Source organism: Flammeovirga agarivorans (assembly GCF_012641475.1).
GTDB lineage: Bacteria > Bacteroidota > Bacteroidia > Cytophagales > Flammeovirgaceae > Flammeovirga > Flammeovirga agarivorans.
Genome location: NZ_JABAIL010000001.1, coordinates 1,001,045 through 1,027,080 on the forward strand (window position 1 = coordinate 1,001,045; position 26,036 = coordinate 1,027,080).

The window sequence follows — 26,036 nt, forward strand, 5'->3', positions numbered from 1 at the left end:
GACTCCACTTTAATAAACTTAACTAACTCAAATAGAATAGAGAAATAAAATCAATATGAAGAAGCTGATAACAATAGGAGGTCTTCTAATGGCATCTTTAGGAGTTTCTGCCCAACAAATAAATGATTGGGAGAACCCAAAGATGATCGCTCAGAATAAAGAAGAGGCAAGAGCCACTTTTACTTTATATAATTCTGAAACAGAGGCCCTAACGAATAATAAAGAAAATTCCGATAATACCTTATCACTCAACGGAACTTGGAAGTTTAACTGGGTTATTAAACCAGCAGATAGGCCAAAAGACTTTTTTAAAACGGACTACAATACATCATCATGGAATGATATTGAAGTGCCTTCAAATTGGGAATTACAAGGTTTTGGAACTCCAATATATACGAATGTTGAGTATCCATTTACGCCGGTAGATCCCCCGAATATTCCTCATGACGATAATCCGGTGGGTTCATATAAAAGAACATTCAATTTACCTGTAAACTTTGAAGGAAAGCAAGTGTTTGTACACTTTGCAGGAGTTCGTTCTGCGATGTATTTATGGGTAAATGGAGCAAAAGTAGGTTACTCTCAAGGATCAAAAACTCCTGCCGAATTTGATATCACAAGCTTTGTCAAAGAAGGTGAGAATCAGATTGCAGTTGAAGTTTATCGCTGGTCTGATGGTTCTTATTTAGAAGATCAAGATATGTGGCGTTTAAGTGGTATTGATAGAGAGGTCTATTTATATGCTACACCTACATCATATGTAAAAGATTTTGAAGTAACATCAATACTAGATAAGTCATATAAACATGGTATGTTCTCTTTGGAAGTTGATATAGAAAATACAACAAAAGAGTCAGTAACAAATACCATTGAGGCAGTACTTTATGATAAAAACCTAAGAAAAGTACTTACAAAAAAATCAAAGATTCTATTACCTGCGATTTCATCAAAAACCACCAAGTTATCAGGAAAGCTGACTAATGTAAACAGATGGAGTGCTGAAGATCCTTACTTATACACTTTGGTATTAACGCAAAAAGATAGAAAAGGGAAAGTAGTTTCGAGTACTTCATCTAAGGTGGGTTTTAGAACCGTTGAAATTAAAAATGCACAGCTGCATGTAAATGGTATGCCTGTATTGGTAAAAGGTGTCAACCTACATGAGCACCACCCAACAAGAGGGCATGCTAATACGGAAGAGATGATGTTGAAAGACATCGAAACGATGAAACGAAACAATATCAATGCAGTACGTTTGAGCCATTATCCTAATGATACCAGATGGTATGAACTTGCTGATGAATATGGTTTGTACCTTGTGGATGAAGCCAATATTGAATCACATGGTTTGGGGGCAGAACATCAAGGAACCTTTGATACACTTCGTCATACTGCATATAATCCAGATTGGTATGATGCTCATTTTGATAGAGTAAAATCGATGGTAGAAAGAGATAAAAACCATCCTTCTGTAATTATCTGGTCTATGGGTAATGAATGTGGAAATGGTGAGACTTTCTTTAAGATTTATGATTGGTTAAAAGAGCGTGATAAAACAAGACCGGTTCAGTTTGAACAAGCGGGTGAGTTGAGAAATACGGATATCGTTTGCCCAATGTATCCATGGGTAGCGGACATGAAAAAGTATGCTGAGGCAACAGATAAAACAAGACCGTTTATTATGTGTGAGTATTCTCATGCCATGGGTAATTCGAATGGTAATTTTAAAGATCTGTGGGATATAGTAAGAAGCAAACCACATATGCAAGGTGGTTTTATTTGGGACTGGGTAGATCAAGGTATTCAGACGCATGATGAGAATGGAAATATGTACTGGGCATATGGAGGGGACTTCAATTCGTATATGTACCCGAATCAAGAAAATTTCTGTTTAAATGGTTTAGTTGATCCAGACCGTAAGCCACATCCGGGGTTATATGAGGTGAAGTATGTACACCAAAATGTACAGTTCAAAGCAAAAGATTTAGCGAATGGAATCATTACAGTCACTAACGAATTTGATTTTACTAATCTTTCAAACTATCATATGCGTTATGAAATTTTGAAAAATGGTAAGGTCATAAAATCGGCAAGCCATCCATTAAATATCGAACCACATCAGAGTAAAGATATTTTTGTTCAACTTCAAGAAATGCCTCAAGAAAATGGTGTTGAGTATTTCTTAAACTTCAATGTGATTACAAAAGAGGCAACTAGAATGATTCCGAAGGGTCACTCTATAGCTCATGAGCAGTTTATGCTAGGAGAAGGGAAATTCTTTGCTAAAAAGGAAGAAAAAACAACCCTTCCTAAAGTTCAAAAAGAAGGTGATTGGATTGGTGTAAATGGTAAAGATTTCCAAGTGTGGATCTCTAAGTGGGGTGAAATTGCAGAGTGGACATTCAAAGGTCAGAAAATTATTAATGAAGCACCAAAACCTAGTTTCTGGAGAGCACCTGTTGATAATGATTTCGGAAACCATATGCAAAAAGAATCGAACGTATGGAGAATGGCACATAGAAACAAGTCGGTGAAATCTATTGATGTGAAAGAAGATGGGAATTCTGTTTTGGTTGATGTTGTCTATCATTTAAAGAATGTAGATGCAGACTATCACCTGACGTACGCAATTAATGGAGAAGGAGCTATTTCAGTAAGTGTGGAAATGGATATTGAAGGAAGAAAAGACCTACCAGAGCTACCAAGATTTGGAATGAATATGATTCTTTCTAATGAGTATGATCAATTTACCTATTACGGTAGAGGACCAGTAGAAAATTACCAAGATAGAAATAATGCAACATTGGTTGGTATCTATGAGAGTACAGTAGCAGAGCAATATCATGCTTACTTAAGACCTCAGGAAAACGGTAATAAAACGGATGTACGATGGTTGACTTTACTAAACGATAAAGGGTTTGGTTTAAGAGTCATCGGACAACAACCTTTGAGTGTTACGGCATTGCATAACCGTATCTCTGATTTTGATCCAGGCGAAGAGAAAAAGCAACGTCATATTAATGATATTTACCAACGAAATTTGGTATCACTAAACATTGACTTAAAGCAAAGAGGTGTTGGAGGTGACAATAGTTGGGGTTACCTACCACATGATGAATACCGATTGATGCCTGCGAAATATTCGTATGGATTTACAATGATGCCTTACCAAAAAGAAGCCCAAAAAGTTGGTTTGGGTAAATAAGGCTTGAAGCTTCTTGGTGGATAAATTTCATCAAGAAGCTTTTCTAAACTTAACGAACAAAATGTAATTATTATGAATCACTTTTACATCAGTTATATGAAATGGACGACAATAATTCTTTCCATTTGTTTAGGACTTACTTCTTGTTCTGAAGAAACAACTGGAAATGAAGATAAGACCTTGGAAGATACAGTATTGAGTATAGATTTAACACAAACGTATCAACAAATGGAAGGTTTTGGAGCTTCCGATGCATGGTCGGCACAATATGTTGGTAATTGGCCGGATGCGACAAAAAGTGCAATTGCTGACTTACTTTTTTCAACAGCCGTAGATGATGAAGGCAACCCTGAAGGTATTGGTCTTAATATATGGAGGTTTAATATCGGAGCAGGTTCAAAAGCACAAGGAGCAGGAAGTGATATTAATGACCTTTGGAGAAGAACGGAAGGTTTTTTACAAGAAGATGGTACGTATGATTGGACACAACAATCAGGTCAGCGATGGTTTCTTCAAGCAGCAAAACAAAGAGGAGTACAAAAGTTTATAGGCTTCTCTAATAGTGCTCCAGTACAAATGACAAAAAATGGTAAAGCCAATACTTCTGCAGCTCAACAGTCCAATTTAGATCCAAGCGAGTTTGAAAATTTTGTAGAGTTTTTAACTGATGTAACAGTACAATTACAAACAGAAGGAATTACTTTGGATGAGTTAAGCCCTGTCAATGAAACACAATGGGATTGGGATAAAAGCTCCGGACAAGAAGGGTGCCCTTTTACTAACGAAGAGGTAGCCAACTTAGTAAGAAAATTAGATAGCAAACTAACTGAAAAAGGGCTGTCGACAAAAATTGAAATTACTGAGGCAGGGCAGATAGATTACCTCTACCAAAGTGGAACAAACCGCCCTGATAAAGACAATCAAATTGCTGAATTTTTTGGTAGTGGTTCCAATTATGTAGCTGATTTATCACATATGTCAGATTTTGTTGCAGGGCATAGCTACTGGACTACAGAGCAATCTAATTTGGCTCCAATGAGAAAAGAATTATGGAGTAAGATTAAAGAGGTGAACCCTAACCTTAAATACAATATGTCTGAGTATTGTATAATGGGAGATAGTGAAGAGGGCATTGATGGTAATGGAAAAGACTTAAGTATTGACATGGGATTGTACCTGGCTAGAGTGTTACATTATGACCTTACTGAAGCCAATGCATCTGCTTGGCAATGGTGGATTGCAATGAGTCCTTATGACTATAAAGATGGTTTGGTATACATTGATAAATCAGAGGTCAATGGTGGTTATCAAACATCTAAAATGCTGTATACTTTAGGAAACTACAGCCGATTTGTAAAAAATGGTATGCAGAGAGTTCATACTAATCAATTGTTCGGAAAAACGAATGATGATCCTTTTACTCAAAAAAGAATTATGGCCTCTGCTTATATGAATAATGATGAAGTGGTGGTGGTATTGGTGAATTACAATAACTATGAATATACAATTCAGTTTGATTTTGATGGGCAGTTAGCTAATAATGAAATGAAAATGTACCGCACATCTAGAAGCGAAGATTTATCATTTATAGGTACTCAGGAAGTAAGTCAAGACATTGTTGTGGCTCCACAATCGGTAACAACTTATGTGATAAAGAAATAATATGAGGATACTAAATTTTATCATACTGTTTTGTTTCTCAGCTGTAGGTTTTGGTCAATCTGTAATTCAACCCAATGATCATGCAATTCAGTATCGAGGGAGAGTAGAATTTTCGGATCCTTTAGTTCCTCGTTTTAGTATGCCTTCGAGTAGTATTAAAGTAAAGTTTTATGGGACAACATTAAAAGGGACTTTTTCTGCTAAGAATTTTGATGGGAACGGTTTAAGTTACCTTTATGTGATACTTGATGGTAAAGCGAGCCCCTTTGAACGAAATGTTCTTGAAATCAAGACATCAAAACAAGAGTATACTATTCTTGAAGGACTAGAAAATAAGGAACATACCGTAGAACTTGTCAAGTTAAATGAATATTGGGGAATGATTGAGTTTCATGGCTTTGCTACTGACGGTAGTGGTGCATTAGCATTACCCAATAGAAAGTCTAGAATGATAGAGTTTTATGGAGATTCTAATCCATCGGGTTGGTCAGCTTGGAATGATAAAGATCAGGGAGGAGATGGTGAAGCAGGAGGGTATTTTACCTACCCTGGTTTTACAAGTAGAGCACTAGAGGCAGAGTTTACTAATTTTTCAGCGGGTGGTTTTGGAATTACACCCAAGATGGGAGATCGAAACCTTACGGATTACTTTGAAAAGATTCATATCAAAACAGATAATGCAGTCACCAACCTATGGAATCCAGAAGAAAACTATCTAAATACTACTCCTGATGTGGTTGTAGTAAACCTTGGAGCTAATGATTATTGGTCAGGAGCTACAAAACAAATGCAGAAAAATGGATGGAAGAACTTTGTAGAAGATCAACTGAGAAAAGTATATCCAAAAGCACACATTGTTTTGGCCAATTCTGAAGGTTGGGCAGTAGGAGAGCCTACAGATTACATTGATGAAATGGTTGATCAGTTTCATGAATCAGGGGATAAAAATATATCTTATGTCAAATTCCCTTGGTTGTGGGGACAAGACCATGCGGTTGTAGGGGAACATGCAGGATTTGCACAAGTCTTAGTAGAACATATTTCTAAAGAGATGAATTGGAATATCTTAGATGACGCTGACTATAAACTGTACAACGCGTTTCCAATGAGCAATGAACTTTTAGGAAACAGATCCTTTGAAAGAAGTATTCTTACCCGTCCTGATGGTTGGAGAGCAGGGTCATTACAAAGTACTGCAAAAACCATTGTTGAAAGTAGTAACGCAAAAGATGGAGAGGCGGTAGTAGAATGCTATGGAAATGGAGGTGTACACTATGCAGTAAAATCTCAAAATGGTATGCAATACAGTATATCAGTATGGGTAAAAGGTTCGGGAAGTTCAAAACTTAGATATGCATTTAGGTCTCAAGGGCAGGCTGTGATTACTGAGGAAACAAAAAGTTTTGAAGTAGGAACGGATTGGCAGAACATTTCAATTACCACTCAAAAGGCGCCACTAGACACTTGGCAAATTGATGTTCAATTAGATGCTGAAGATGGTATTGTTCAATTTGATCTTATTGAAATGGAAGAAGAGAATGTGACATCCAACAGTAATATTCCAAAGAAGAAAATGGGTTTTCAAGTGTACCCTAACCCAGTACAAAATACATTGTATATAGAAAATATTGATTCCAATAATGAATATGTGATATTTAATGAAATGGGACAGCTGAAGCATCAAGGAAAAGAGTCATTTTTAGATGTATCGTTGTGGAGTTCGGGAATGTATTTTCTGAAAAACCCTTTAAAATCTGAGACTTATAAAATCATCAAAAACTAGGTTCTAATTTTTAGAAAACTGATAGTAAAAACAATGAAAAGGTATTTTTGTACATTATTTTTCGTAGCGTTTTGTTTGGGTCTGACTGCCCAAAATAAAGAATCTCTACAGGTGAGTTTAGTACCTTCAAATGATGGTTTTTTTCCAAATAGGGTATTGCAACTCCATGCTGAGGTACTCAATAAAAATAGCGTAGATCAGGAGTTTACTATTAATTGGCAAATTACCAATGATGAAGGGGTGGTTCTGAGAGAAAAAGAGTTTCCTTATAAAGTAAAAGGCGATTCGGAAGTATGGGCTTATTGTCCAATTTATCGTTTTCAATCGGATGGATTTTTTGAAGTTAGGGCTACAGTACAAACAGCAGAAACATCACAAAAAATTAAAACAGTAGTTACTGTTAACCCCGAAAAGATTACTTCTCCTTTAAGGAAAACAGACGATTTTGATGCCTTTTGGAGCAATGCAAAAGAAGAGTTATCTCAAGTCAATCCTGAATATAAAGTCAAAAAGATCAAAAGAGAAAAATCTGCCAAAACACATTTGTATGAGGTAGAAATGAAAAGCATTGGTGGATTAACAGTAAGAGGTTGGTTAGAAGTGCCTAAAAAGAAAGGAGTATACCCAACATTACTGCAAGTGCCTGGCTATACTGTAAACCTTGAACCTGTGGATAAATATGATGATATGGTGATTTTCTCTTTCAATGTTAGAGATCATGGTAATAGCGACAATACAGGTGAGAGAAACTACAAGATGTGGGCAAGAGGGCTCGACAATCCAAAAGCATTTTACTACTATGGCATCTATTTGGACTGTCTAAGAGCGATGGATTTCTTAATGACAAGAGAAGAAGTGGATCAATCGAAGATTGCCGTATGGGGAGCCTCACAAGGGGGAGGCTTAGCATGGGTGACTGCTTCTCTAGATCAAAGAGTAAGTTTATGTATTGCTGATATACCATTTTTAACGGATTGGGAAAGGTATTTTAGTATTTCAAATTGGGAAGAAATTGATGAATGGATGGCTCATCATCCCAATGTTTCATGGGATGAAATATTAACGACATTAAGTTATTTTGATACAAAAAATATGGTCGATAAAATTCAGTGTCCAGTGTATATGGGAATTGGTATGCAAGATGAAGTATGTCCCCCCGCAACCAGCTTTGCAGCCTATAATCGAATTACCACTCCTAAAAAATATTTTATTGATCAGGATCAGGGACATTGGGTAAGTGATGAACGCTGGGAGGAACACTACCAAGAAGTGAGATCTTTTTTTAAAATGGATAAAGAGAACAAATAAACATGCAAAAGCAATTAATATTTTGGTTGATTCTACTCCTTTCAAAATCACTTTACGGGCAAGAGGTGTATCCTTTATGGGAAAAAGGTGAAATCCCATTTTATAAGGAGAATGACCTAAAAGAATATGAAAAGGAGGCTTATGGTACCCTCTGCGTTTTTGATATTACTCATCCTACAATTACCGTATATAAGGCAAAAGGAAAGCACAAAACAGACAAAGCTGTGCTGATTATGCCTGGCGGAGGATATGGTTTAGTAGCCATGTATCATGAAGGGTATGATGTAGCCAAGAAGTTAGCAGAAAACGGAATTACTGCTGCAGTGTTAAAGTACCGTTTACCAAACCTTAAAAGCTGCACAGTACCAGAAAGTGTACCTTTAGCGGATGCAAGAAAGGGACTGTCTCTATTAAGAAGCTTTGCTGATAAATATTCCTTTGATGCGGCAAAAGTAGGAGTAATGGGCTTTTCTGCTGGAGCTCATTTAGCAACTGTTACTACACTTTGGGAAAGTGAAGCGGAAGATGAAAACCCTAATTTTGCGGCATATATTTATGGGGTAACTCAGATGACAAAATTGAATATTGAATGGTTAGAAAATGACCTTTACCATAGAAAATTATCTGCAAGCGAAGTGGAAGAGAATACTCTTATGAACCTTGTAACAAAGGATACCCCACCAACGTTTTTAGTACATGCTTATGATGATGATATTTGCTTTATTGAAGAAACTACTGTTTATGCTGAAAAGATGAATAAAGTAGGAGCTGAAGTCGAGACACATATCTTTCCAAAAGGTGGCCATGGTTTTGGTTTAGGTCGAGCAAGTGATGGAACAGATCAGTGGAGTGATTTATTTATCAATTGGGTCAAGAGAATGAACAGAGAAATCAACTAAGAATATTTAAAAAAGAAAAATGCCTCAAGTTATAAGTAAGCTTGAGGCATTTTTTATAGCGATTCTATATTTAATAGAAATGTAATTATTTCAAATATGAAGGAACCTTTACCATAGGTGTACCTACTTCTGCAAGGTTATACAGCCATGTTAGAGAAAAGCTTTTGGCTAAGTCTCTTTGGTATGGGTGAATGATATTAACGAAAGGCATATCTGGCTCAGAAACTAGTTCCATTACCTTACGCATAATCATAACATCTTCCGCACTTAATTTTGCTTCTTGAGCACCGACATGTGGGCAAAGTTTATCAAGAGCAGTTTGCGCTTTCTCTTTATGGTTTTCAATCAGCAATGACATATAATCAGAAATAAAACCAAACTTCATAGATTCTCGGAGACTGGTTTTAATCACAGATATAATATCTTGTTCTCTTTTTGATAGTGGTCTCATGGTAGTCGTTAAAAGTTATATAAGTTACCTGTTAATTAACACACACTTGTAAATGACAAAGTCATTCCGCGTCTAACATGCATTATATTGAAAATTTATGAAAAAAGCATATTTATTAATGGTTATTTGCATTGGATTTCAATTATTATTAGAATATATTTAACGAACAAAATTGCTGTAGATAAATTGATGAGATTGAACGAATTAAAACTTCATTAGACCAATCCACGTTCAAACAAATAAGAAAACAATTAACCCATATAATACTACTATGAAACACTATCATGTTCTTAACGGAGACAGTAGCTTCCAGCTGTGGAAAACACAGGATTTTGGAGGTGATCCGATCATTTTTAGGGAAATGTTGGTCGAAGGAGATCAGCATCCATTACTATGGAGCGAAGGTTTCTTCGATACAAGAAGAAAGTTCTTTTTAGTGAATTATAAGATCACTAACGAAGAGTATAATGCGATATCGTTTCATGAGCTTTCAAGACTTCAAGAGTTGCAATCAGCTCAAATGATCACCCTATGGTTTGAGAATGATCTCTTTTGTTACATCAACTTATTTGCTGTGTTGTCTTACATTAACTCGCTAGACAAAAAAGATATTAAGGTGTCTTTAGTGTTAGGAGATCAGAAGAAGGGATTAGGCGAATACAAACCTGAAGATTATCCATCACTCTATAATAATAGAGTAGATCTTAAACCTTCCGATATTCAGTATGCAGGTAATTTCTGGAAATATTATGTCAATGCTGATTTTGAAAATCTTATCCCATTAATTAAAAAGTCACCAAGCTGTTTTCCATATATTGATGACATCATGAAAGCATATATGGAACAATTCCCTTGGTTAGAAACAGGCTTAAGTAAAATTGAACGTCGTATTTTAAAATTTTTATACGATGAACCATGTACAGAAAGGAAGCTTATTGGTAAGCTTTTAAGAAGACAATCAATTGAAGGTTTTGGAGACTTACAATACGAAAGGATCATCAAACAAATGAAAAAGGACTTACTAGAAGTCAATGAAGATGGATATCTTATTTTAACCTCTGAAGGGAAAAATATTCTTAGAGGTGTAAATCAATATAACGACCAAAATCTGTCTTACCAATACATTGGAGGGGCATTGAGAAGTGAATATTACTATGACCAAGAAAGTTGTTTTTTAATCGAAAGAAATTGACGTTATTTGTAGCCGATTTTTATAAGACAGACGATCACATCAACATGAAACAATACCACGATTTACTCAAACGTATTTTAGAAGAAGGAGCGGAGAAAGGAGATAGAACGGGTACAGGTACTAGATCTGTATTTGGTCATCAAATGCGTTTTGACCTTTCGGAAGGATTTCCTGTATTAACAACTAAAAAGCTTCACTTACGCTCAATCATTCATGAGTTATTGTGGTTTTTGAAAGGAGACACAAACGTCGCTTACCTTCAAGAAAATGGTGTGAGAATTTGGAACGAATGGGCAGATGAAAATGGTGAGTTGGGACCAGTTTATGGGAAACAATGGAGATCATGGACCAATACAGATGGTGAAGTGATCGATCAAATTTCTTGGTTAATTAATGAGATTAAAACCAACCCTAACTCAAGACGTCTAGTGATTTCTGCATGGAATGTTGGAGAACTTTCTAAAATGGCCTTAATGCCTTGTCATGCTCTTTTCCAATTCTATGTGGCAGATGGTAAACTATCTTGTCAGTTATATCAGAGAAGTGCAGATGTATTTTTAGGAGTACCGTTTAATATTGCTTCATATGCCTTGCTTACTGTTATGATTGCACAAGTTTGTGATTTAGAACCAGGAGACTTTGTTCATACCTTAGGTGATGCACACTTGTATAACAACCATATAGAACAAGCAGAGTTGCAATTGACAAGAGACTTTAGACCTCTACCAACCATGTCGATTAATCCTGAAATTAAAGATATTTTTGGTTTTAAATATGAAGATTTTAAACTAGAAGGATACGATCCTCATCCTCATATTAAAGCAGAAGTGTCTGTATAGATATAGAACAGAATAACATGTAAGCCTAGGTCACATTTCGATGATCTAGGCTTTTTTATTTCCCTTAACTATCACTAAATTTAATTACATAGATTTATACCTAATGAAAACTTAAATCAAGACTATGGGAATCTTACAAAGAGGAGATAAAGTTGCTGTTGTTGCTGCTTCTGGTGTAGTAAATATTGATGCTGTATTAGATGGAATAGAAGTACTGAGAGCTTGGGGATTGATAGTGTCTGATGATCAACAGTGGGCAGCTGAATGGGGCTCATTGGCGGGTGCAGATAGTCGAAGAATAAGTCGTTTACAAGAAGCTTTAGACGATCCTGAAATTAAAGCAATATTCTTAGCTCGAGGTGGGTATGGATTAACAAGAATAATAGATAGAGTAGATTGGGCAAAGTTTATAGATCACCCTAAATGGGTAATTGGCTTTTCTGATGTAACTACTTTGCATACATGTATAAATAATATTGGTTTTGCGAGTATTCATGGACCAATGGTTGCCCAATTCAATAAGAAGGAGTTGGAAGTGAGTATTTCTCAATTAAAAGGAATGTTATTCTATGATGAGGTTCCCATGTTAAAAGGCGATATAAAAGAAGAGTATTCTGATAGGGAGATCACAGGAACAATGGTCGGTGGTAACCTATGTATGATTGCCGATCAGATAGGAACCTATTCAGAGTTGGATATTGAAGATAAAATTCTTTTCCTCGAAGAAGTTGGCGAAAAGCCTTATCAAGTTGATCGTATGATGACTCGCCTTAAAAGGAGTGGAGATCTAAATAAGGTAAAGGCAATTATTATGGGGCAGTTTTCTATGGTTCCTGATGAAGAAAGACCATTCCCATTAACCGTTAAACAAATTATTAAAGAAAAAGTAGATGTTCCTGTTATCACAGGAGTAACCTGCGGACATGAGTATCCTAATACGCCAATCATTTTAGGTGGGCAATACACCATTAAATGTATTGATGATAAGGCTTTAATCGAATATGCGAGCAACTTATAAAGTAAGGGTGTATTCGAGTTATTAATAAGGTTAATCTTATCTAAAAAGATAAACAAAAGCTTTGAGGTGTCACTCTTAGCTTTTTTTATCTTCTGAATAATCTACATCTTTGTTTAAACAAAAATTAAGACAATGAAACTTATATATATAATGGACCCCCAATGCGGGTGGTGTTATGGTAATAGTGATAACATCAAAAAAGTTGTAGAAGCTTACCCTGAGTTGGATTTTGAACTTATGGTCGGAGGAATGTGGGTTGGTGAGCAAGCACCTGCAGGAGGAGAGGCTTTACATGGATTCATTCAAAAAAACTCTCCTGTAATGGAGAAGAAAACAGGGGCATTGGTTTCTACAGAATTTTACGAGCTGACAAAGGATGAATCGTATACCTTCTCTAGCTTTGAACCTTGTTTAGCGATCTCTTGGGTAAAGAAAAATGCTCCTGAAAAGACTTTGGAGTTTGCCTCGGAATTACAAAAAGCTCAATTCTATTTCGGTCAGCGTTTTGATGATTTTAAAACGTACATTGCCATTTTACAAAAACTGGGCATAGATCCTCAACCATTTATGGATTCTTGGGGTAATGAAGAGAATCAGAAAGAGACGATCGAGGAAATCAATCAGTCAAGGAAAATGGCAGCAGGTTTTCCAAGCTTGTTTATTGATACTACAGCTACCATCGAAAAATTAGCTGCAGGGTACTTCGATGCCGATGAAATGATTGATCAAATTTATGCATTCACAGTATAATGAGTTTAGAAGGTAAAAAAGTGGTGATTACGGGTGGTACTTCTGGTATTGGCCGTTGCATGCTTTCGCAATTCTTGATGTCAAAAGCAGAGGTTGTTTTCTGCGGACAGGAAAAAGACCTTGTTAATGAGATCAATAAGACGACTTTAGCAAAAGGTATTACAGTAGATCTAACATTACAGAATGATATTGATACTTTCTGCCAGTTTGTTGATGAACAGTTAGAGAGTGTTGATATTCTTATTAATAATGCCGGTTATGTAATTGTTGCACCATTAGAAGAACTATCCAGGCAAGACTTTGAGAAAATGTATGCAATCAATGTCATTGCACCTGCCATGATCACAAAATACTTTTTACCTCAATTTCGATCAAGAAAAGAAGGTGATATAATTAATATAGGAGCGACAGGTGGTGGATATGGTTTTCCTCAAGGAGCAGCTTATGCTTCTAGTAAAGCCGCTTTAGCTAATTTCTCTCAAACTTTGATAAAAGAAGTTCGTAAAGAAGGAATCAGAGTTTTTCATGTTGACCCTAGTTGGACGACTGGAACTAATAACAATAATAAAGGAGGGAAAATACCTTTGGATGAAGAACAACTCACAGCGGAGGATGTTGCATCAGCCGTTATAAATCAGTTGTTGTTACCTCGGAGAAGTTTCATTCCCAATATGAGTATATGGGCAACGAATCCCTAACGAAAAAGGAGATGATTAATTCATCTCCTTTTTTTGTGTAATATCAATAATTTATCGCAACCGATTGAAACACTTTTTTAATGATATTGTTCCTTTTTGATGACGTAAATCACTATAAAATGTTACATGATTAAAGTTCTTTTATGTTAAAATAGATTCGTATTTTATGATAATTTTAAGAATATCAACAACCGTTTGCTTTTATTTTTTTAACTAAATAACACTGCTTTGATGATTGTTGGTGAAGTTTTAAGTATTTTTGGTAAAACAAATTTGTTAAAATTTGATCTTTAATTTACCAATAATTAAACTCTTATTTCTTTTTAAAGTGTTTATATTGCACTTGTATTTAAAGCGGAAATAAGTTGTATATTTTTTAACCATAAAAAATTTCAATTTTAAATAGTTAAACTTAATCTAAATAAGAAGTATAGAATTGATTTGATAGTTATTCTAACCTATTAATCGAAGCTAAATTTTTATTATCATTTTATTACTTATTATGATCAAACTTTTACCTCTAACAAAAGAGTCTTTTGTTGGTGCCCTGATCGTTATGTTCTCATTTTTCTTGAGCACTTCGGTAATTGCACAACAAAGAACTATTAAAGGAACAGTCGTAGATGAGACTGGAAGTCCTTTACCAGGTGTAGCAGTAGTTATTCAAGGTACTACACAAGGAACAACAACTGATTTTGACGGAAAATTTGCTATTGACCTTAATGAAACAGCTAAATTTTTAGAGTTTAGTTATATTGGTTATCAGAAAAAGGTAGCAGAGATTGGAACAACTACAAACTTCGATATCGCATTAGATGTTGATGCTGAGCAGTTGGAAGAAGTACTAGTAATTGGTTACGGTAGCACAACAAAAAAGGACGCTACAGGATCAGTTGAAGCAGTTACAGCAGATAGCTTTAACAAAGGTGCGATTAACTCACCTCAAGGTTTATTACAAGGTAAAGTAGCTGGTGTTCAAATCACAACAGGTGGTGGTGCTCCAGGTTCTGGATCAACTATTCGTATCCGTTCAGGTTCTTCATTATCAGCTTCTAACGATCCACTTATCGTTATTGATGGTGTACCGGTAGATTCTGATGGTGTATCAGGTATGCGTAACCCATTAAACGCAATTAACCCTGCGGATATTGAGTCAATGACCGTATTAAAAGATGCTTCTGCAACTGCTATTTATGGTTCAAGAGCATCAAACGGTGTAATTATCATCACAACAAAGAAAGGTGCTACTAACGAGTCATCTATCAATGTTAACTACAATGGTTCAGTATCAATCAATACATTAAATGATCAAGTTGATGTATTATCAGCGGACCAATACAGACAAATGATGTCAGGTAGACCAGGTGAGCATTTATTAGGAGATGCGAATACTAACTGGCAAAGCGAAGTGATGAATACTTCAGTAAGTACTGACCACAACGTAGGTGTTTCAGGTAACGTAAAAGGATGGTTACCATATAGAGCTTCAGTAGGTTATACATTAGATAATGGTACTTTAGATGGTTCTTCAATGGATCGTACTACGATGAACTTAAACTTGTCACCATCATTATTAGACGATCACTTAAAAATCAATGCCTCAGTAAAAGGTATGTTTGTGAATAACAAGTTTGGTAATACAGGTGCAATTGGTTCTGCAGTATCTTACGATCCTACGCAACCAGTATACGATGATAGATTCCCACAATATGGTGGATACCATACTTGGACAAACACAAGTGATCCAGCATCAGGTAGATCGGTAAATGCCCCTTCTAACCCAATGGCAATGGTACACCAAAACTCAAATACATCGAATGTAAACAGAAGTATTGGTAACGCACAGTTTGACTATAAAGTACACGGTTTCGAAGACCTTACTTTTAAAGTAAACGCTGGTTATGACTACTCATCTTCTAAAGGTGGTGTTTATGAAGGACTTGAGACTTCATGGAATGAAAACAACGGCCCTGCAGGTAGCGATGAGAAAGGTGGTTATGTATCTGATTACACTCAAACTAAACGTAACGAGTTATTGGATGTTTATGCGCAATACAATAAAGAAATTGGTAAGCATAAATTTGATGTAATGGGTGGTTACTCATGGCAACACTTCTACGAAGATGGTACTTCGGTAGAAAGCAACGCTTACGGTTATAAAACAAAAGATCAAACTTGGGCAACTGAGTACTACTTAGTTTCATTCTTTGGTAGAGCAAACTATACTTTCAATGAAAAGTATATGGCAACAGTTACAGTTCGTCAAGATGGTACATCTCGTTTCTCTCCAAATAACAGATGGGGTACTTTCCCTTCATTAGCTTTGGCTTGGAAAATTAAAGAAGAGCCATGGATGCAAGGAGTTACTGCAGTATCTGACTTGAAATTAAGAGCAGGTGTAGGTGTTACTGGTCAGCAAAATATTGGTGCAGGTAACTACCCTTACATGCCAACTTATACAGTAGGTGATGCTAACTCAAAGTATGGTTTCTATAACCCAACTACAGGACAATGGGAGTACATCAATACAACTCGTCCAGAAGGTTATGACGAAAACATCAAGTGGGAAGAAACAATCACATACAACGCAGGTTTCGACTACGGTTTATTTAACGATAGAGTAACAGGTTCATTAGAAGGTTACTACAGAGTAACAAACGACTTATTGAACGTTATTCCGGTACCAGGTGGTTCGAACTTAACAAACATGTTATTAACGAACGTAGGTTCAATGGAAAACAAAGGTGTTGAATTCTCTGTAAACACTAAAATTATCCAAAAGCAAGATATGCACTGGGACTTCGGTGTGAACATGACTTGGAACGATTCGAAAATTACAAAACTTACGTTAGTAGATGATCCTAACTATGAAGGTGTGAAAGTAGGTGGTATCGCAGGTGGTACTGGTGAAACTATCCAAATTCATAGAGAAGGTTACACTCCATATTCATTCTTAGTATATGAGCAAATCTATGACGATAATGGTAAGCCAATTGAAGGTGCATATGTAGATAGAAACGGTGATGGTGTTATCGATGAAAAAGATAAGTACATCGCTGGTGACCCTATGGCCAACTTCTACTTAGGTTTCTCTACTCGTTTCATGTACAAAAACTGGGAATTCAGTATGTCAGCTCGTGCACAATTTGGTGCTCAGGTGTACAACAACGTAGATTCAAACAACTCTGCATATGACCAATTGTATGTATCAGCAAACAACAACACAAACAACGTGACTACTGATATTTACAACACAGGTTTCCAAACTAGACAGTTACACTCTGATTACTATATCCAAGATGCTAACTTCTTGAGAATAGATAACATCATGGTAGGTTATAACTTCAATAACTTATTCGGAGGTAAAACAAGTGCTCGTGTATTCGGTACAGTAAATAACCCTTGTGTATTCTCAAACTATAAAGGTGTTGACCCAGAGATTCAAGGTGGTATCGATAACAACATGTATCCACGTCCAACGACTTACATGTTAGGTTTCAACGTGAACTTCTAGTAACGACTTAAATAAGACATTAAGATGAATTTTAAATCAATCAAAAAATATATAGCAGTAGCATCAATTGCTGTTACTGCAGGATTCACTTCTTGTGTTCATCAGTTGGACACAGTGCCAGTAGATCCAAATGTTGATACTAAAGATAAAGTATACCAAAGTGTTGAAGATTATAATCAAGGTCTTGCAAAGTTATATGCTGGTTATGCAGTAACAGGGCAGCAAGGACCTGATGGTAACGGTGACCTTGGTGGTATTGACGAAGGTGCATCACAATACTTACGTAGATATTGGGAAGCACAAGAGTTACCAACAGATGAAGCGATTAACTGTTGGGGTGACCCAGGTCAACCAGATATGTCTACAATGACTTGGTCAACAAACAACACGCTAAATGAAGCGTTATATTACAGAATTATCTACCAAATCTCTTTAGCAAACCAATTCTTAAGAGATGCAGCAGATTCTGGTTTTGACCTAACAAGGCAAAGAGCTGAAGCAAGATTCTTAAGAGCTTATTCTTACTGGCATGCTTTAGATTTATACGGTAATGGTGTACCTAAAGTAACTGAAGAAAATTCAGTAGGGTCAGACTTACCTGAGCCTTGGGGAGCACAAGAAGGAAGAGAATTATTCGACTACTTAGTAGCTGAATTAAAGTCTATTCTTGATGATGCTAACGATGAGCACTTAGTTGATATCGGATCTAGCATGTTTGGTCAAGCAAACAAAGGTGTAGCACACATGTTATTGGCTAAGTTATACTTAAATGCTGAAGTGTATATCGGTGAGCCTCACTGGGAAGATGCTAAAAAGTATACAGATTTAGTTGTAAACAACTACATGATTTCTGATTCAGAGAAAAATGCTGTTTCTGCTTACCAATCATTATTCGTAATGGATAACTACGAAGAGTACAATGAGATCATCTTCTCAATTAACTACTTCGGTAACCAAACTCGTACTTGGGGTGGTATGACTTATCTAATCAATGCTGCGACTGGTGGTGATATGGATAGAGATATGATGGGTGCTCCAGGTTGGGGTGGTAACAGATCTATGACTTCATTACAGAAGTACTTTGATGGAGCTACAGATGAAAGATCATTATTCTTTGTACACACAGATGATAATGGTAATGAATTAACAGAAATTGTTGATTTCACTCAATTTGTTCAAGGTGTTCAGGTAACTAAATTCAGAAATGTAGATTCAAAAGGTAATCCTGGTGATGCTACTTTCGCAGAAACAAACTTCCCTGTATTCCGTGTAGCAGATGCATTATTAATGCAAACTGAGATTGAATGGAGAATGTACGGTTCAGCTAAGAATGATAACATCAGACTTTTATGGGAAAGAGCTGGTCGTCCGACGTCTGCAGTTCCAACTGTAAGTGCTGAAGTATTATTAGCAGAAAGAGCAAGAGAATTATACTGGGAAGGACATAGACGTCAAGACCTTAGAAGATTTAATACTTTTACAAAAGGTACAGTTGTTCCAACATGGCCATACAAAGGTGCTCAAACAGCTCCAGGTGGTTTAACAACAGTTGCTGAAACTTATGAGGTATACCCAATTCCTTCATCAGAAATTGGAGCTAACCCTAATTTGACGCAAAACAAAGGATACTAGAAAAAATATCACAGCGGTATTTAATGCCGCTGTGTATGAAGATATTTCAAAAACTTTATACTAAAAAAGTAATGAAAAAAACATTATCAATCTTAATGATCTTCATGGCATTCTTTTCTTGCCGTGAGAGAGAGTTAACTCAAACTGGTAATCCAGAGGATTATGTAAGTCCTGAGTTTACAAAAGTTCCTGACACAGAAAAACTGTACATATTTACAGAAGAAACTTCAGGAGATGCATTTGAAACATTGGAGTGGTCTGCTGCTGATTTTGGTGCTGCAACAGAATACAACTACCAAATTATAGCTTCAATTGAAGGATATGATGCAGAGTCAGTAGTTACGCTAGTAAGTGGTAGTGCTACTTCTGTTGAGATTTCTCAAAAAGAGTTGAATGATGCCATCATGTATATTACAGGTGCGTTGTCAGAAGGTATGGTTACAGAAGAAAATGTAACATTAAATATTAAAGCATTTATCGGTGATTTCCCTACAGGTTCTGGTGTAGTATCTTCAGCTAAGCCTGCAAATGCTAATGTTTACCCTTATTTTACTCCTTCATTACCTGGTAACAGAATGTATGTTCGTGGTGATCACCAAGGTTGGACTGAAGGTGATGAAACAACAATTTTAGGTTCAGAAGAAGAGGAAGGTGGACCATATACTGGTTACATGTACTTAAATGAAAACTTTAAGGTGTCAACAGGTGCAACTTGGAACGGTGGTGATAACTACGGTCAAGATGGTGAGTGGGATAACCAAGGTAATGGTATCAAAACTGCAATTTCAACAGATGGAGGAGATATTAAAGTAACTCCAGGTCCTGGTTTCTACTTCATGAATACAAATGGATCTTCATCATTATTTATTGAGCAACTAGTATTCTCAGTGAAAGGTACTGCAGTTCCAAATGGTGAAATTGTAATGGACTATGATGCGACAAACCGTTACTTATATGCAAATGTAGACTTCGTAGATGGTTCATTTACTTTCTATGCTACAGATGAGCACAACTTTGGTAAAGGCGACATGGATGGTATTACTGTAATTGGTGGTGAGCCAATTGAAGTAAAAGCAGGTAACAAAATGGTTATTCTTGACCTTAAAAACCCAGGTACGTATATTTACTACTACCAAGGTGCGATTGAAATCACTGCTCCAGTTCTTACTCCATTAACAACAACTGAGTATGTTCTTGCGAAAGAAGACAAAGATGAAGCAATTGAAGCTATTTCTTGGTCTGCAGCTGTATTTGGAGAAGAGGAACTTGATAAGTACCAGTTGTTATTAGGGTCACAAGTATTGTATGAAGGAACAGACTTAACAACTACTTTGACTGTAGCTGAATTAAATGCAGCAGCACTTAAAAATGGTGGTGAAGCAGGTAAATCTTTAGTTCACTCTTTACGAGTAGTGGCAATGTTTACTGAAGGCTCAAAACTAGAGTCTGAATTATTAGAATTGACAATCACTCCTTACTTAGCTTTTCAAGAGTACTTATATATGATCGGTGGTTACAACGGTTGGAGCTTTAATGAAGATGATGTTGTTAACCTAAAAGATCAAGAAGGTAATTACTCTGCATGGGTATGGCTAGATCAAGCAGATGCTGATAATGGCTTTAAATTTACTACAGTAGATAACTGGAATGATGGTACTAACTATGGTTATGCTTCTGACAATAAATTATCAACTGATGGTGGAGCTGGTAATATCCCAGTAGGAGCTACAAACCATTATGATGTTAAAATGAACACTGAATCATTAACATATGAATTAGTTCCATTAAAATGGGGATTAATTGGTGCAGCAACTCCTGGTGAGTGGGATACTGATTCAGAAATGACATTAGATGAAGGTACTAAAACTTGGACTTGGACTGGAGATTTAACTCATGGTGAGTACAAGTTTAGAGCTAACAATGAATGGGCATATAACTTAGGTGCTTCAGACACTGATGGTGTTGTTGTTTTTGACGGACCAAATATGGTAAATGAAGACCCAGGTAACTATACTATTACGTTAACTTATGATGTTGATACTGATACATTCAGTATGACAAAAGTTCAGAACTAATAGTGATAGATAAAATATATAAGAAGCAACCTCAGAAATGGGGTTGCTTTTTTTTATTTTTGAGCCTAAATCAATTTCAATTATGATAAACATAACAAAAGCAACCACTAATCAACAACTCAAACATATAGAGGTCTTGGCAAAGGAAATTTGGAATGAGCATTATGTCAAGATTATCGGGCAGGAACAAGTTGACTACATGTTGGACAAGTTTCAGTCTTTTTCTGCTATGGAAGTACAAGTAGAAAACGGATTGGAATATTATACCTTATCATTCAATAATAAACTGGCAGGGTATCTTGCTTTTAAAGAAGAAAGTGATCAATTGTTCCTTTCTAAAATTTATGTATTAGCAGCTTTGAGAGGGAATAAAATTGCAAAACATGGAATGAACTACGTGGTTTCCCAAGCACAGCAAAGAGGTAAAGGGGGAATACGACTAACCGTCAATAAATATAACGAGGGAGCGATAAAAGCCTATGCAAAAATGGGGTTTGAAAAAATAGATGATGTCGTTGCAGACATAGGAAAGGGCTATGTTATGGATGATTTTGTATTACTTAAGAAAATTGATTGATGTGGGTTTGTTAATTAACTCACGTTAAAAATCACTTAAAGTTATTTAATGAAAATGTCATCAAAAAAAGGTGATTTATCTTAGGATTTCACTTCCTAAACATTAGCTTTGTGTGATATTAAATTATATTCATTTAACTAAAACTTTAGTAGCTATGTCATTAGTGAACAAACCAGCTCCATTATTCACTGCAGGTGCTGTAATCAATGGTGAAGAGATCGTTGAAGACTTCTCATTAGAGCAATATATCGGTAAGAAGGAAGTAGTATTATTCTTCTACCCGAAAGACTTCACTTTCGTTTGTCCAACTGAAATCTTAGCATTCCAAGAATTATTACCAGAATTCGAGAAAAGAAACGTACAAGTAATTGGTGTTTCTACTGATACTGAAGAAACTCACTTAGCATGGTTATTAACACCAAAAGCTGAAGGTGGTATCGAAGGTGTTACTTATCCATTAGTAGCTGATGCTGCTAAAACTATTGCTATGAACTATGGCGTATTAGGTGGTGAGTATACTTTTGACGAAGATACTGCACAATGGTCTTTCGAAGGTGCTCCTATCGCATTAAGAGGTACTTTCTTAATTGACAAAGCTGGTAACGTTAGACACCAAGTAATTAATGATTTCCCTCTAGGTCGTAACATCGAAGATACGTTACGTATGGTAGATGCTTTACAATTCACTGAAAAGCATGGTGAAGTTTGTCCTGCAAACTGGGAAGAAGGTAAAGATTCAATGAAACCAACTCGCGAAGGTGTAGCTGATTATTTATCAAATCACTAAGAAATATATTTATTTAGGATTAGAATTATCTTAAATTTGAGCTTCTCTCTATCTAATAGGGGGAAGCTTTTTTTATTGAGTTATAACAATACACTTTTTGTAGCGTTATATTGATATACGTAAATTTTATTGATTCAGTGATTAACTAACAACAAGATGGTTAAAACGATTTTACTAACAGTATTGGCATTCCTGTTAAATACTTACGTCTTTGCTCAGGATTATTATGTACTGCATTTATCTGGGAAAATAAAGGAGACATCATCACAAAGAAATTTAATCGTGGGTGATGTGTTAGCAGCAAATACTCAATTGACGTTTTTGACGGAGAATGCAAAAGCTGTGGTTATAAGCAAAGAAAAAGGACGTATGCTTCTTGATGGTTCTGAAGGTAAAAGAAATTATCAAGGTGAGTTTATTACGATGCTTCAAAATGTATTGATGCCTGTAGCGGCGAATGAAGGGCTAAGCACTAGAGCAGTTTTTAAAGAAAATAAAGACATTGCGGATCTTCAAGCGTATTTTGGTTCCGAGAAACTTCAAAGAGCAATCATAGGAGAGAAGTATACGTTAAACCTTAATCCGGAAGTTTTCAAAAAGAAAGGAGGAAGTACGTATATCTTTAAATATAAGATCGGAGACGAGGTGGTTAATAAAGTTATCAAAATCTACGAAGGTAAGCTGACATTAGATAAAAAAGCATTGTTTCCTGTAGGATATCATGACTTAGCAGAGAAAGGCACAAAAGCAGAATTCTTTTCGATGAATGTTATTTCTAAAAAGTCAGACTTACTAGCTTCAACACACATTTGTTTTGTTAACGAGAAGGTTTTACAAAAAGAAGTAAATACCATTATAAAAGGATATGGTATTGAAGGTGACGAAGCACAAATATTAGAGAAGGTCAATGATTATTTCATTCATCAATATGGAATTCCTTTTGAACAAGATTTAGAAGGCTGGTTATCTAAGAAAGGATATATCAACTCTTCTCAGAAATAATAGTACTTTACTTCAAACCGAAGAAAAAAATGGTGAGTCTATAAATGTATAGGCTCACCATTTTTTTATAAAATGAAAAAGGTACGCGAAAAATTCACATACCTTTAACCTTAACCAATAAACAACACATAAAATAAACACATGCTTGAAGTCATGTGAGGACTCGAACCTCAAGATATCCCATAGATTTTTCTATTGATACACACTTTTTAATCGCTTTCGAAATACAAATTTACAGGATATTTCAAAAATTTGAAATCTTTTTAAATTTATTAATCCAACTTTTCAATAATTGTAATAAATTTGAGTAATTGATGAAGTTAATTTAAAAAAATCGCATAACTAATGGAAAAAATACCTGAAATTGATCATGTCGATATTAAAATTCTCTCAGAATTGTTGAAAGATGCGAAAACTCCTTACACAGAAATCGCTGAGAGAATCTTCGTTTCGGGCGGAACAGTTCATGTTCGTATGAAGAAAATGGAGAAGATGGGAATCGTAAAAGGTTCGACATTAGATCTAGATTTTTCTAAACTTGGTTACGACATCACTTCATTCTTGGGAATTTATTTAGAGAAAAGTAGTTTGTACGAACAAGTTTGTACAGAGCTAGCAAAAATTCCTGAAATTTTGAACTTACATTATACTACAGGTGACTGGAGTATTTTTGTTAGATTAGCTTGTAGAGACACGAATCATTTAAGACAAGTCATCCAAGATAAGGTTCAAAGTATTGGAGGGATTACAAGAACAGAAACGTTTATATCATTAGAAGAAAAGTTCAATAGACCACTTGCATTCGACGAGATCGATATGATGGAAGAAACAGAAGAATAGTATTTTTCTGAAATGAATTATTTAATAGATTGACAAACTAATGTATTAATAAAAAAGCGAAGAAGTATCTTAAATATTTCTTCGCTTTTTTATTTAGACTCCAACACTCCACTCTTTCATCATTTTCTTAATACATTGTTTGATGGGATCATTACTCTCTGCATTGTTCATCACAATACCAATAATAGGGAGGAAGTTTTCATCATAATTCATAGTCCATACAGGCCTACCATAACAGGCGTTTGGACAAATAAGCCATAAGAAGTCGGGCTTTTGATGATCTCTCTTCTCTCCAATTACCCTAACACAAGTATAATACTTAAATGAGGCTTCTTTTAAGTCTTGTTCTAATACTGTTTTCGCCATCTTATACTTCGCGTCAAGAATACCATATCGTAAGGATAGGTGAGGATCCATATACTCTACAACAAAGTCAGGAGTATAGTAGAAACTGTCTCTATGCGGCTTACCATGTAATACCAGGTGTGTATCTTTTGGTTCTCTGCCAATCTGAGGTTGGTATAAGAAATTCATCATCCATTTTCCTTTTACAGGGATAATAGAGATTCTTTTAGGAATAAATTCACCTTCCTCCACTTCATCTTCCTCAATACGTACATTGTAATCCTTGAAGCACTCTAGCAGGGCATCTTTTAGCTGGTAATACGTATACATCTCGTAAATCTGATCTAGGAAAGAAGTCTTCATAGAAGAAGCACTACTATCCGTATCAATTTTTAAGTTATATACCTGTAATAAGCTTAAGAAGATATTTGAGTACAAATTGACAGAACTAAACTGCTTCGTTAATTTAGGAGGATATACATTTGGTTTAGTATTCGGAAGAAGCTGTCTATATTTCCTCTCTACGCGATATAATCGAGTTTTGAGTTCATTGACATCTTCAATAGCCTGAGCATTGATAATAACCTGTGCTGATTCAAAAGTTGCATATCCATTACCATCTGCTTGAAAATAATTTTTCTGTTCATTAAGATGGTCGATATGGGTAAATAAATCATCGATTAACTTTCTTGCCCAATAGAAACCACCAAGAATACATTCGTTTTCGTAAGTGGCATACTCCATCTTAATCACAGGAGCATCAATACGATCAATAACAGTGTACTGTCCATTGATCTCTATGGCATCAGGATGATCCTTTAATGAATCGTCAAAGTATAACTCGTCAAGATGTTCTATCAGCCAGTCGATACTTTGATTATCAATATTTGCCGTAGCGAAATCTTGAATTTCTCTTTTTTGTACTGTGGAATACCTTGGACTATGTGCTAACTCTGGTAGCATGGCCTCCATGTTATTGATAAAAGTATCTAATGGAGACAGCCTAGTGATTGATAGTACATTGTTGTTCGGGGACCCATCCTCGAACTCTTCATCATCTTTGGTGAAGAGCTTCATGATCACAGACTTGTTCTTTTTATACAAGTAGGTGATCATACTTTCAGCATCCTCGCTACTAAGCTTGGAGGCATCTACTCTTACCTGAAATGATTCACTTCCACAAGATACCTTCACAACGCCTAATTGATTAGAGAAGTGTTGCCCTAAACCAATGGTGATTACTCCATTGTTGATGTCGTTCTTGACGAGAGAATCTTCAATCTCGACGCCATCAATACGTACTTGTACATCAACAGGAAGTTCAAAGTAGTGAAATTCAAGCTCATAAAAGTGGTGTTCCAATACAACGAGTAACCCGTCCATTGGAAGCACCTCTTCTCTTTCAGTATTGTAAGGTGGAGAACTGTCTTTTCGAATATGAAAAATCTTGAACTCCATG

Annotated in this window: 19 protein-coding genes; 17 read left to right on the forward strand and 2 right to left on the reverse strand. The window is 35.8% G+C overall.

What is annotated here, in order from left to right; translation table 11 throughout:
• Positions 1 to 55: 55 nt before the first annotated feature.
• The 5 genes from HGP29_RS04095 (at position 56) to HGP29_RS04115 (ending at position 8,857) form a co-directional block, all read left to right on the forward strand.
• Entirely contained in the window at positions 56 to 3,205 is a 3,150-nt protein-coding gene (locus HGP29_RS04095) for a glycoside hydrolase family 2 TIM barrel-domain containing protein (RefSeq protein ID WP_168881072.1), read from the forward strand.
• A gap of 72 nt (positions 3,206 to 3,277) precedes the next feature.
• The gene (locus HGP29_RS04100) at positions 3,278 to 4,867 is read left to right on the forward strand and encodes a glycoside hydrolase (protein WP_168881073.1); all 1,590 of its coding nucleotides are present in this window, start codon (positions 3,278 to 3,280) and stop codon (positions 4,865 to 4,867) included.
• A gap of 1 nt (position 4,868) precedes the next feature.
• On the forward strand, positions 4,869 to 6,650 hold the full coding sequence (locus HGP29_RS04105) for a GDSL-type esterase/lipase family protein (RefSeq protein WP_168881074.1): 1,782 nt from the start codon (positions 4,869 to 4,871) through the stop codon (positions 6,648 to 6,650).
• Positions 6,651 to 6,683: 33 nt separating this feature from the next.
• On the forward strand, positions 6,684 to 7,958 hold the full coding sequence (locus HGP29_RS04110; RefSeq protein WP_168881075.1) for an acetylxylan esterase: 1,275 nt from the start codon (positions 6,684 to 6,686) through the stop codon (positions 7,956 to 7,958).
• A 2-nt stretch (positions 7,959 to 7,960) separates the two neighbouring features.
• Positions 7,961 to 8,857 carry an alpha/beta hydrolase gene (locus tag HGP29_RS04115; RefSeq protein ID WP_168881076.1) on the forward strand — a complete coding sequence of 299 codons (897 nt, stop codon included), beginning with the start codon at positions 7,961 to 7,963 and terminating at the stop codon, positions 8,855 to 8,857.
• Positions 8,858 to 8,942: 85 nt separating this feature from the next.
• On the opposite strand, the gene HGP29_RS04120 is transcribed toward HGP29_RS04115, so the two are convergent.
• Positions 8,943 to 9,308, reverse strand: a complete 366-nt coding sequence (locus tag HGP29_RS04120) for a hypothetical protein (RefSeq protein ID WP_168881077.1) — start codon at positions 9,306 to 9,308, stop codon at positions 8,943 to 8,945.
• A gap of 271 nt (positions 9,309 to 9,579) precedes the next feature.
• Here HGP29_RS04120 and HGP29_RS04125 point away from each other — a divergent pair, with 271 nt between their 5' ends.
• From HGP29_RS04125 to HGP29_RS04180, 12 genes are all read left to right on the forward strand, one after another.
• Complete coding sequence (locus tag HGP29_RS04125; RefSeq protein ID WP_168881078.1) at positions 9,580 to 10,500, forward strand: hypothetical protein; 921 nt, start codon at positions 9,580 to 9,582, stop codon at positions 10,498 to 10,500.
• Between the two features lie 44 nt (positions 10,501 to 10,544).
• Positions 10,545 to 11,339, forward strand: coding sequence for a thymidylate synthase (locus HGP29_RS04130; protein WP_168881079.1), 795 nt, complete (start codon positions 10,545 to 10,547; stop codon positions 11,337 to 11,339).
• 124 nt (positions 11,340 to 11,463) lie between these two features.
• Positions 11,464 to 12,357, forward strand: coding sequence for a S66 peptidase family protein (locus HGP29_RS04135; protein WP_168881080.1), 894 nt, complete (start codon positions 11,464 to 11,466; stop codon positions 12,355 to 12,357).
• Between the two features lie 132 nt (positions 12,358 to 12,489).
• Positions 12,490 to 13,107 (forward strand): DsbA family protein, encoded by a 618-nt coding sequence (locus tag HGP29_RS04140; protein WP_168881081.1) that lies wholly within the window; start codon positions 12,490 to 12,492, stop codon positions 13,105 to 13,107.
• The gene (locus HGP29_RS04145; RefSeq protein ID WP_168881082.1) at positions 13,107 to 13,805 is read left to right on the forward strand and encodes an SDR family oxidoreductase; all 699 of its coding nucleotides are present in this window, start codon (positions 13,107 to 13,109) and stop codon (positions 13,803 to 13,805) included. Before HGP29_RS04140 ends, HGP29_RS04145 begins: the two co-directional genes overlap by 1 nt.
• A 502-nt stretch (positions 13,806 to 14,307) precedes the next feature.
• On the forward strand, positions 14,308 to 17,319 hold the full coding sequence (locus tag HGP29_RS04150; RefSeq protein ID WP_168881083.1) for a SusC/RagA family TonB-linked outer membrane protein: 3,012 nt from the start codon (positions 14,308 to 14,310) through the stop codon (positions 17,317 to 17,319).
• A 24-nt stretch (positions 17,320 to 17,343) separates the two neighbouring features.
• Complete coding sequence (locus HGP29_RS04155; protein WP_168881084.1) at positions 17,344 to 18,951, forward strand: RagB/SusD family nutrient uptake outer membrane protein; 1,608 nt, start codon at positions 17,344 to 17,346, stop codon at positions 18,949 to 18,951.
• 71 nt (positions 18,952 to 19,022) lie between these two features.
• Positions 19,023 to 21,026: a SusE domain-containing protein gene (locus HGP29_RS04160; protein WP_168881085.1), complete on the forward strand. Its 2,004-nt coding sequence runs from the start codon at positions 19,023 to 19,025 to the stop codon at positions 21,024 to 21,026.
• Positions 21,027 to 21,108: 82 nt separating this feature from the next.
• Complete coding sequence (locus HGP29_RS04165; protein ID WP_168881086.1) at positions 21,109 to 21,603, forward strand: GNAT family N-acetyltransferase; 495 nt, start codon at positions 21,109 to 21,111, stop codon at positions 21,601 to 21,603.
• Between the two features lie 154 nt (positions 21,604 to 21,757).
• Positions 21,758 to 22,390 carry a peroxiredoxin gene (locus tag HGP29_RS04170; protein WP_168881087.1) on the forward strand — a complete coding sequence of 211 codons (633 nt, stop codon included), beginning with the start codon at positions 21,758 to 21,760 and terminating at the stop codon, positions 22,388 to 22,390.
• Between the two features lie 156 nt (positions 22,391 to 22,546).
• Positions 22,547 to 23,392 (forward strand): hypothetical protein, encoded by an 846-nt coding sequence (locus HGP29_RS04175; RefSeq protein WP_168881088.1) that lies wholly within the window; start codon positions 22,547 to 22,549, stop codon positions 23,390 to 23,392.
• 345 nt (positions 23,393 to 23,737) lie between these two features.
• Complete coding sequence (locus tag HGP29_RS04180; RefSeq protein WP_168881089.1) at positions 23,738 to 24,232, forward strand: Lrp/AsnC ligand binding domain-containing protein; 495 nt, start codon at positions 23,738 to 23,740, stop codon at positions 24,230 to 24,232.
• A gap of 93 nt (positions 24,233 to 24,325) precedes the next feature.
• Here HGP29_RS04180 and HGP29_RS04185 read toward each other — a convergent pair whose 3' ends face one another.
• Positions 24,326 to 26,035 carry a hypothetical protein gene (locus HGP29_RS04185; protein ID WP_168881090.1) on the reverse strand — a complete coding sequence of 570 codons (1,710 nt, stop codon included), beginning with the start codon at positions 26,033 to 26,035 and terminating at the stop codon, positions 24,326 to 24,328.
• Between the last annotated feature and the right edge of the window lies 1 nt (position 26,036).